Genomic DNA, 8,697 nt, shown 5'->3' on the forward strand with positions numbered 1-8,697 from the left:
AATATATTGCATAAAGTTCTAGCCAGGCGCCACGCAGGGTCGCGGGCGGTCAGGTAAAGGATCGCACCAGGCTGCCGACCAGCAGGTTCCAGCCGTCGATGAGGACGAAGAACAGGATCTTGAAGGGCAGCGAAACGACGGTCGGCGGCAGCATCATCATGCCCATGGCCATGGTGATGGTGGCGACGATCAGATCGATGACGAGGAACGGCAGCACGATCAGGAAACCGATCTCGAAACCGCGGCGGATTTCGGAGATCATGAAGGCCGGCACCAGAATGCGCAGGTCGACGGTTTCCTTGGCAACCACCTGGCCGCGTTCGCGGGCGAGATCGGCGAACAGGTCGAAATCCTTGTCGCGGACATTGTGCAGCATGAAGGTGCGGAACGGGTCCGAGATCTTCTCGAACGCCTCGGTCTGGCTTATCTGGTTGTCCATCAGCGGCTTGACGCCGGTGTTCCACGCCTGGTCGAAGGTCGGCGCCATGACGTAGAAGGTCATGAACAGTGACAGCGAGATCAGGATCAGATTGGCCGGCGTCGACTGCAGGCCGATGCCGGCGCGCAGGATCGAGAAGGCGATGACGAAGCGGGTGAAGCTCGTCACCATGATCAACAGGCCCGGCGCCACCGACAGCACGGTGAGCAGGCCGAACATCTGAATGATGTAGCCGACGGTGGCGCCGTCGGCCTTGCCGATGCCGCCGAGATCCAGCTGCTGGGCAGCGGCGACAGAAGTGGCGGCGACGACGATCGCGGCGGCGAGGATGAGTTTTCTCATTCGAGCAGCAATGTCCTGATCAGAATCTGTTTGGCATGGCCACCGCTGCGGATCGCGGCGCGCTCCTCGAGGTCGGCTTTCAAATGCTGGTAGCCGCTGGCGCCTTCGATCTGATGCATCTTCAGGGTGCGGACCATGGCCAGCAGGTCCTGGTGAATGCTCTCGGTGAGCTCTGGCGGTTGCGGCGCGTCGTAGACCACCGACGCTTCCAGCCTTATCCAGATATCGGCAGGCGCGGCCAGATTGGTGGTGATCGGCGCCAGCTGCACGAGCATCGGCCCGGTGCCCGGCGCATGTTCCGCGGCCGGGCTCGGCTGCTCGGCGTTGGACTGGTTCTCGGGTGCAGCCGGCACCGGTACCGGTCCGCCGACGCCCTTCAGATAGCCGCCGGAGACCCAGCCCATACCGATGGCAGCGCCCGTCACCGCCAAAAGCATCGCGAGCTGGATGACAAGCGATGGGCCCTTTTTGGGCTGGACCTGTTCGACATTTGCCACGGCGCCGTTCTCCGGACCTAGAAAGGGAGGACTTGGTCGAGGATCTGCTGGCCGTAAGCGGGCTGCTGGACTTCGCTGACGCGGCCCCGGCCGCCATAGGAGATGCGCGCCTCGGCGATGCGTTCGTAGGAGATTGTGTTTTCGGCGCCGATATCTGAGGGGCGCACCATGCCGGCAATGGTCAGCACCCTGAGCTCGTAGTTGACGCGCACTTCCTGCGAGCCGCGGATCATCAGATTGCCGTTGGGCAGCACTTCGGTCACGACAGCGGCGACATTGAGCTCGAGGTTTTCCGAGCGCTTGATTTCGCCGTCGGCGTTGGTTTCGGTGCTGGAGCTCAAACCGGCATCGCCCTTGCCGCTGGTGCTGGCATCTTCCCATCCGAGTTTGACGTCATAGCCGAGCTTGCGCGCGGCGGTGCGGCTCCTGTCGTTCTGGTTCTTGAAGTTGGCCTTGTCGTTGAGCTTGATCCTGACGGTCAGGATGTCGCCATCGCGCAGCGCGCGCGGATCGGTGAACAATCGGCTCTGGCGATCGTCCCAGAGCGAGAATTTCTTCACCGGGGCGCGCGGCTCTTCCGGGTATGAATAGGGGGCATTGACGCTGCCGGTGATACCGGTGCCGACCGGCGACAGCGCCGGCTCCCTGCCGATCTCCTTCGGGTCGACGGCGCAGCCAGACAGCGCTGCTGCGGCGACCAGGACGAGCAACTGCAACTTCATGACGGATCTACCCTTCGGGCCGAGCTGGCCATGATGCCGGTGAGCGTGGCAGCCGCCTTCTGGTCCATTTCGTTGAGAATGACGCCGGCCTTGCGCGAATCGAGCTTCATCAGGATGGCGGCGGCGAGATCGGGGGTGACCATTGCCAGGCGCTCGGCCGCGGCGTCCGGCTTCATGCCGGCATAAATCTTGACGACGCCGTCCTCGGCGCGGGCCAGGAAGACTTCGCGCCGCTTCAACCATTGCTCGTATTCGGCGCGCTTATCGTCCAGTGCCTTCATGCGCTGGTCGATGCCGGCCTGCAGCTGCTTCAGCTCTTCGGCCTGCAGTGCGTAACGGCGGTCACGGGCGGCGTCGGCGATGTTGGAGCAGAAGCGCTGGATTTCGCTTTCGTCGGGCGCCTTCTCGCGAACCAGCTGCTGGGCTGCCGCCGGCTGCTGCCCGCCGGGTAGAACCTGCCGCACCGCTTCCTCCGCGCTGACAGGCATGGCTGCGAAAAGCGTGGCGACGATGCAGGCCGCCAGGGCTGCGTTGCGGCGGCGTTTTGGAAAGAGGCGATCGATCATCTTCATGGCCTATTGAAGAACCAGATCGGCCTGCAAAGCGCCGGCCGACTTGATGCCTTGCAGGATGGCAATGATGCCGTCCGGCTTGACGCCGAGACGGTTGAGGCCGGACACCAGTGTTTCGAGGTTGGGTCCATCGAGCACGGCGACGCGCGCATCGGGCCGGGTGGCCTCGATGGTGGTGAAGGGTTCCTCCGCGGTCACGCCCTTGGAGAAGGGTTCGGGCTGGACGATTTTCGGCTGTTCGGTGATGCGCACGGTGAGCGTGCCGTGGCTGATCGCCACGCGCGAGATCTTGACCTCGTTGCCGATGACGATGGTGCCGGTGCGCTCGTCGATAACGACCCGCGCCGGCGTGTCGGATTCAACCACCAGGTTTTCGATCTCGGCATAGAAGCGCGCCGCCGAAACATTCTTCGGCCGCCTGATCTGCACGGTGCGCGCATCGCGCTCCGCCGCCACGCGCATGCCGAAGCGCTGCGAGGTGTAGCCGTTGATGGCGTCGGCGATGCGAACGGCGGTCGAGAAATCGGGATTGCGCAGCTGCAAGGTGAGCAGCGACTGGTCCTCGAACTCGGCGCGCACGGTGCGTTCGACAATGGCGCCGTTGGGCACGCGTCCGGCCGTCGGCACGCCCTGCGTCAGCTTTTCTGCGTCGCCCTGGGCGGTGAAGCCGGAAACGATCACCGAGCCTTGCCCGACAGCGTAGATTTCGCCGTCGGCCGCCTTCAGTGGCGTCATCACCAGCGTGCCGCCGGCCAGCGAGGTGGCGTCGCCCATGGAGGAGACGTCGATATCGATGCGGGCGCCGGACTGCACATAGGGCGGCATGTTGGCAGTGACGATGACGGCGGCGACGTTCTTGGCCCGCGCGCTGCCGCCTTCGGTGGCGATGCCGAGATTTTCGAGCATGGCGCGGATCGACTGTTCGGTGAAGGGCGAATTGCGCAGGCTGTCACCCGATCCGGCGAGGCCGATGACAAGGCCGTAGCCGACGAGCTGGTTGTCGCGTGAGGCCTGCAGCTGCGCGATGTCCTTGATGCGCGAGGCGACCTGGCCGGGCGGCAGCGAGCTTGGGCCGTTGGAGACCCTGAACATGCGGCTGGTGGTGGCCGGGTCGTATTCGGGATCGACAAAGGCGCCGCCATTCTGGCCGGCAAGATCGCGCTTTTGCTTGGGCGTAAGACCGTCGGCCAGCGCCGGCTGCAGGCCGAGAATGGCCGCGAGCAGAAGGGCAGGTCCGCGCCTCATGAAGCGCTGACCCGGATGGTGCCGTCGGCCATCACCGTGCCGGAAAAGATCTTGCCGCTGTCGGCGTTGCGGACCTTGATCAGATCGCCGGCGGCGCCCGGCTGCAGCGACACCGCCGTGGCCGAAATGGTGAGATCGCCGGCGATGAAATAGACCTGCACGGCGGCGCCCTGTTCGACCAGCCAGGCATCGCGGATGGCGGCGACCGGAATGTAGCGGCCGGGCAGCAGCGTGCGCTTGGCGACCTTGCCCTGGAGTTCCTCGGCCTGCGTGGCGACCGCATCCGGCCTGTGCTTGCCGGGCAGCAGCGTCACAGGCTTCAAGGCGCCGGTATCGATCATCTCGCCGGGGTAGATGACCCGGCTCGGAATCAGCACGACTTCGCCGGCCGCCTGGTTGCTGGCGACCTGCGTTGCCTGCTGGTCTGCACTCTCCTGGGCAAAAGCCGGCACGCCGCCGGCCACCAGCGCGAGGATCAGCGCGGTGCGGCAAAGCGCGGAGCGGGAGGCCGGAGAGACCATCAAACCCTACCTGATGTTCTTCGACACGACCGAGGCCATGTCGTCGGCGGCCTGGATGACCTTGGAATTCATCTCATAGGCACGCTGCGCCGAAATCAGCTCGGTGATTTCCTTGACCGGATCGACGTTGGAGGCCTCGAGATAGCCCTGCTCGACCGTGGCGAAGCCGGGATCGCCGGGTACACCGACATTGGCCGGGCCGGAAGCCGGCGTTTCCTGGAACAAATTGTCGCCGAGCGGCGCGAGGCCCGCTTCGTTGGCGAAGTTGGCGAGCTGCAGCTGGCCGAGCAGCTGGAGATCGGTCTGGCCGTCGATGCGGGCAAAGACCTGGCCGGTCTTGTTGACGACGACCTCGATGGCATCGACCGGCACGGTGATGGCCGGGATGACATTGGCGCCGTCGACGGTCACCAGCTGGCCGGTGGCGTTGGTGTTAAAGGCGCCGGCGCGGCTGTAGAGCGTGCCGCCATCGGCGCCCTCGATCTGGAACCAGCCGCGGCCGGTCAGCGCCATATCGAAACTGTTGCCGGTCGAGGTCAGCTCGCCCTGTGTATGGACGTTGCGCACCGCCGTCGTCTTGACGCCGAGCCCGATCGAGACGCCTTCCGGCACCAGGGAGGAATTGGAGCGGTTGGGCACGCCTTGCGTGCGATCGACCTGGTAGAGCAGGTCGGAGAATTCGGCGCGCGCGCGCTTGTAGCCGGTGGTGTTGATGTTGGCGATGTTGTTGGCGATGACTTCCAGATTGGTCTGCTGGGCGTTCATGCCGGTCGCTGCAATGGCGAGTGCTTTCACGGCAAGTCTCCTCAGATGCCCATACGGCTGATTTCGAGATAGGCGGAGACGACCTTGTCGCGGATGGCGATCGTGGTCTGCAGGGCCTGCTGGGCGCTCATGACGGCGTCGACGACCTGGCGGGTATCGGCGTCGCCCTTGAGCGCCTGGATCGAGACCTGCTCGGCATTCTGCAAGGTGTTGACGGTCTTTGAAGCGGCCTGGCTCAGTGCCTCGGCGAAGGTGCCGCCGATCTCGCCGCCGGCCATGGGCGCCGTGGTGCCCTGAAACAGGTCGGTCGTAGCGTCAGTGCCGCCGATCTCCGGCTTGAGTGGAAGCGATCCGATACCGCCAATGCCGCTGATCATTACTGGTTCCTCATCAGGTCGATGGTCATGGAGATCAGATCACGCGCCTGCTTGATGACCTGAAGGTTGGCTTCGTAGGAGCGGTTGGCTTCGCTCATGTCGGCCATCTCGACCAGCACGTTGACGTTGGGCATCTTGACGTAGCCCTTGTCGTCGGCAGCCTCGTTGCCGGGCTGGAATTCGACGGGAAAGTCGCTGGGGTCGCGATCGATGGAGTTGACCTCCACCATCGTGCCGCCCGAGGCACGGTCGAGCTCGGAGACGAAGCTGATGGTCTTGCGGCGATAGGGGTCGGCGCCCGGCGTGTTGCCGGTCGACTGCGCGTTGGCAAGGTTTTCCGAGACGACGCGCAAACGGTCCGACTGGGCGCTGAGCCCGGATGCTGCGATCTTGAGGGCTGAGGTCAATGCGTCCATGGTCAGGTCTTAACCGCCATCATCATCATCGAATGGAAGGCCTTGACGATCGCCGTGTTGAGCTCGAAGGAGCGGCGGACCTCGCCGGCCTTCATCAGTTCGGTCTCGACCACCACGGTGTTCTTCGACGGCATGATGGCGCCGGTCGTTTCTTCGGGCTTGACTGTGAAGCCGGCATTGGTGGCGGCGGTGCCGAGATGCCCGGCCTGCGTGGCCGTCAGCGACACAGCGGTGCGGTCGAGCACCTTCTCGAACGGCTCGACATCGCCGGCGGTGTAGCCCGGCGTGTTGACGTTGGCGATGTTGCCGGCAATGGCGGACTGACGCACGGACAGCCATTGCGACTGCTTGGCTGCAAGATCGAAAAGATTGACGGGCTCCATGGGGATCTCCGGGTTGGTACGCACAAGACTAGGCTGCCAGTCTTGCGCGGACCTTGCGCGGGCCGGCCCGAGCCGTGCCAGGAGAATGCGATTACTTGGAGAGTTCGATCACCTGGTCGGTGCTGGTGACCATGACCCACTTGCCGCCGCGCTGCTCGATCGACGAGACGGTGCTGGTATCAGGCAGCTTCGAGCCGCGCTGAACGATCCACAGGCCGGCGTCGTCCTCAATCATGGCGCGGCCATTGGCGACATGCACCATGCGGAACTTTGGGTCGGCCGGAAAGGGCTGCTCGTCGACGCCCGGAGCCCGTGTCTTGTCCTCGGGATCCTGCAGCGTGCCGGTGGCGAACAGGTCGACATCGGGTACATCGTTTGCGGTCAGCGGCTGGCCGGAATTTTCCATCTGCGAGCCGCCGCTGACACGGCCGGCATTGGTGCCGCTGCCGCCGAACTTGATCGCCTGCACGCCGAACTGGTCCTGGTTGAAGAAGATATACCAGGGAAACAGCGCGCAGATCAGGCCGAGCGTGATGCCGAGCGCAGCAAAGACGATATCACTGCGTCGATCATCCTTCTTGTTCACCTTGGGAAACTGCGCCCTTGGCGGCTGCGGCCAGTCGACGTCGGGAAAGAGCCCGTCGAGAAGCGAGTCACGGCTAGCCGCGATCGCCTCGTTGAGTTCGGCATGCGGAGCCTTCGGCAGTGGGGGCTTGGGGAAAGCGGGCGGAGCAGGTCTGGCGACCTCGGGGAAGGCAGGCTTGCTGACATCGCGCAGTGCGGGTTCGACTGTTCTGATCGATACGGGTTTGGGCTCGCCGGTTGGAGCAGGCTTGGCCATTTTGCGCGAGGCGGACTTGGCCGCTTTGCGCGACGCCGCCTTGGACGCGCTGCTCGATATAAGTTTCGCGCTGCCCGATGCAAGCCTGGACACACCGCGCAAGGCGGCCTTCGGTGCACCGACCAAGGCAAGCCTGAGCGTGCTGGGTGTAGATGGCTCGCCCATGCCGGGCAGGGCAAGGTTGGCTGCGCTCGGCGAGGTAACCTCGGGCGAGCCGAGCAAGGCAGGTTCGGGCACGCCGCGCAACGCAGGCTGGACCAGTCTCGGCAAGGGTGGCTTGGCCGCCCTGGCCAATGCGGCCTCGGTTTTGGCTGCCTTGGCGCGATCGGCTTTCGCCTTGGCAGCCCTTGCTTCGTCAGCCATGGCTTCCTCGGCGGCGGTGGCCTCGGCCAGCATCTCGCGCAAAAGCCGCTCGGTGTATTGACGCTCAGTCTCCGGCATCGACACTTTGCTTGCCTTTCAGATGACGGGCGAGGTCGGAGAATGCATCGCTGGAGGCGCGATCCTTCGGCGACTGCGTCAGCGCTTCATAGATCAGCGGCACCTGGCGCACCGCAATGTCTAGCTCGGCATCGGCGCCGCCCTGGTAGGCGCCTAGCAGGCGAATATCGCGCGTGTCCTCGAAGCGCGAGATCATCGACTTAAGCCTGGTCACCAGCATGCGCTGTTCGGGGCTCCATGCCTTGTCGGCAAGGCGCGAGATCGACGACAGCGGATTGACCGGCGGATAGCGGCCCTGTTCGGCTATCGCGCGGTCGAGCACGACATGGCCGTCGAGAATGCCGCGCACCGAATCGGCGACCGGGTCGTTATGGTCGTCACCGTCAACCAGCACCGAGATGATGGCCGTGATGGATCCTTGTCCCTTAACCCCTGGGCCTTCAGCGCCGGGTCCAGCGCGCTCGAGCAGCTTCGGCAGGTCGGTGAAGACGGAAGCGGGATAGCCGCGCGCCACCGGCGGCTCGCCGGTGCCGGTCGCCACTTCGCGCAGCGCATGTGCAAAACGGGTGATCGAATCCAGCACCAGAAGCACACGGTGGCCCTGATCGCGAAAATGCTCGGCGACGCGCATGGCGGTGTCCGGCGCGCGTCGCCGCATCATGGCGCTCTCGTCGCTGGTGGCGACGACGGCGACCGTCTTGGCCATGCTTTGCGCGCCGATCGTGTCTTCGAGGAATTCGCGCACCTCGCGGCCGCGTTCGCCGATCAGCGCCACCACCACCGTATCGAAAGCATCGGCGCCGGCCAGCATGGCGAGCAGCGTTGACTTGCCGACGCCGGAACCGGCAAAGACGCCGAGGCGCTGGCCGAAGCAGAGCGGCGTGAAGATGTCGATGACCTTGACCCCGGTGGTGAAGGCGGTGCCGACACGCTGCCGCGCCATGGCGCCGGGCGTGGTGCCGTCGCCGCTTGCCGCCTCGCCGTTCCTGATCAGCGGCGGACCGCCATCGATGGCGCGGGTCAGCGCGTCGATGGCGCGTCCGCGCCAGGAAGCGTGTGGCGTCACCACCAGCGGACCGCGGCGAAACACGGCGTGGGGGGGGGGGGGGGGGGGGGGGGGGGGGGGGGGGGGGGGG

The 8,697-nt window shown here is 65.1% G+C and carries 12 protein-coding genes; all 12 read right to left on the reverse strand.

Annotated elements, in window-relative coordinates; all coding sequences use genetic code 11:
• Nucleotides 1-49: 49 nt before the first annotated feature.
• The gene (gene fliP / locus AC04SG_RS22230) at nucleotides 50-781 is read right to left on the reverse strand and encodes a flagellar type III secretion system pore protein FliP (protein WP_192254432.1); all 732 of its coding nucleotides are present in this window, start codon (nucleotides 779-781) and stop codon (nucleotides 50-52) included.
• A complete protein-coding gene (locus AC04SG_RS22235; protein ID WP_477338822.1) occupies nucleotides 778-1,278 on the reverse strand; it encodes a flagellar basal body-associated FliL family protein in 501 nt (166 codons plus the stop codon). Before AC04SG_RS22235 ends, fliP begins: the two co-directional genes overlap by 4 nt.
• Nucleotides 1,279-1,295: 17 nt before the next feature.
• Nucleotides 1,296-2,000, reverse strand: a complete 705-nt coding sequence (gene flgH, locus AC04SG_RS22240) for a flagellar basal body L-ring protein FlgH (protein ID WP_112559332.1) — start codon at nucleotides 1,998-2,000, stop codon at nucleotides 1,296-1,298.
• The gene (locus AC04SG_RS22245) at nucleotides 1,997-2,572 is read right to left on the reverse strand and encodes a MotE family protein (RefSeq protein WP_488552802.1); all 576 of its coding nucleotides are present in this window, start codon (nucleotides 2,570-2,572) and stop codon (nucleotides 1,997-1,999) included. The genes flgH and AC04SG_RS22245 overlap by 4 nt, the downstream gene beginning before the upstream one ends.
• A 3-nt stretch (nucleotides 2,573-2,575) precedes the next feature.
• Nucleotides 2,576-3,817, reverse strand: a complete 1,242-nt coding sequence (locus AC04SG_RS22250) for a flagellar basal body P-ring protein FlgI (protein WP_142865960.1) — start codon at nucleotides 3,815-3,817, stop codon at nucleotides 2,576-2,578.
• Nucleotides 3,814-4,338 (reverse strand): flagellar basal body P-ring formation chaperone FlgA, encoded by a 525-nt coding sequence (gene flgA, locus AC04SG_RS22255; protein WP_488552803.1) that lies wholly within the window; start codon nucleotides 4,336-4,338, stop codon nucleotides 3,814-3,816. Before flgA ends, AC04SG_RS22250 begins: the two co-directional genes overlap by 4 nt.
• Before the next feature lie 6 nt (nucleotides 4,339-4,344).
• Nucleotides 4,345-5,133 (reverse strand): flagellar basal-body rod protein FlgG, encoded by a 789-nt coding sequence (gene flgG / locus AC04SG_RS22260; RefSeq protein ID WP_112559336.1) that lies wholly within the window; start codon nucleotides 5,131-5,133, stop codon nucleotides 4,345-4,347.
• 11 nt (nucleotides 5,134-5,144) lie between these two features.
• Nucleotides 5,145-5,480 (reverse strand): flagellar hook-basal body complex protein FliE, encoded by a 336-nt coding sequence (gene fliE / locus AC04SG_RS22265; protein ID WP_477332608.1) that lies wholly within the window; start codon nucleotides 5,478-5,480, stop codon nucleotides 5,145-5,147.
• Nucleotides 5,480-5,896, reverse strand: a complete 417-nt coding sequence (gene flgC, locus AC04SG_RS22270) for a flagellar basal body rod protein FlgC (RefSeq protein ID WP_112396534.1) — start codon at nucleotides 5,894-5,896, stop codon at nucleotides 5,480-5,482. Before flgC ends, fliE begins: the two co-directional genes overlap by 1 nt.
• Nucleotides 5,897-5,898: 2 nt before the next feature.
• Nucleotides 5,899-6,279, reverse strand: a complete 381-nt coding sequence (flgB, locus tag AC04SG_RS22275; RefSeq protein WP_488552804.1) for a flagellar basal body rod protein FlgB — start codon at nucleotides 6,277-6,279, stop codon at nucleotides 5,899-5,901.
• A 91-nt stretch (nucleotides 6,280-6,370) separates the two neighbouring features.
• On the reverse strand, nucleotides 6,371-7,561 hold the full coding sequence (locus tag AC04SG_RS22280) for a hypothetical protein (RefSeq protein WP_488552805.1): 1,191 nt from the start codon (nucleotides 7,559-7,561) through the stop codon (nucleotides 6,371-6,373).
• Nucleotides 7,548-8,697: FliI/YscN family ATPase (locus AC04SG_RS22285; RefSeq protein ID WP_488552806.1), on the reverse strand; the 1,150-nt coding region annotated here is incomplete at its 5' end. The genes AC04SG_RS22280 and AC04SG_RS22285, both read right to left, overlap by 14 nt.

It is taken from the genome of Mesorhizobium sp. CNPSo 4684 (assembly GCF_057784315.1).

What these genes read in the sequence shown, in the direction of transcription:
- fliP (WP_192254432.1), bottom strand. Translation starts at nt 781, where the DNA reads ATGAGAAAACTCATCCTCGCCGCCGCGATCGTCGTCGCCGCCACTTCT.
- flgH (WP_112559332.1), bottom strand. Translation starts at nt 2,000, where the DNA reads ATGAAGTTGCAGTTGCTCGTCCTGGTCGCCGCAGCAGCGCTGTCTGGC.
- AC04SG_RS22245 (WP_488552802.1), bottom strand. Translation starts at nt 2,572, where the DNA reads ATGAAGATGATCGATCGCCTCTTTCCAAAACGCCGCCGCAACGCAGCC.
- AC04SG_RS22250 (WP_142865960.1), bottom strand. Translation starts at nt 3,817, where the DNA reads ATGAGGCGCGGACCTGCCCTTCTGCTCGCGGCCATTCTCGGCCTGCAG.
- flgA (WP_488552803.1), bottom strand. Translation starts at nt 4,338, where the DNA reads ATGGTCTCTCCGGCCTCCCGCTCCGCGCTTTGCCGCACCGCGCTGATC.
- fliE (WP_477332608.1), bottom strand. Translation starts at nt 5,480, where the DNA reads ATGATCAGCGGCATTGGCGGTATCGGATCGCTTCCACTCAAGCCGGAG.
- flgC (WP_112396534.1), bottom strand. Translation starts at nt 5,896, where the DNA reads ATGGACGCATTGACCTCAGCCCTCAAGATCGCAGCATCCGGGCTCAGC.
- flgB (WP_488552804.1), bottom strand. Translation starts at nt 6,279, where the DNA reads ATGGAGCCCGTCAATCTTTTCGATCTTGCAGCCAAGCAGTCGCAATGG.
- AC04SG_RS22280 (WP_488552805.1), bottom strand. Translation starts at nt 7,561, where the DNA reads ATGCCGGAGACTGAGCGTCAATACACCGAGCGGCTTTTGCGCGAGATG.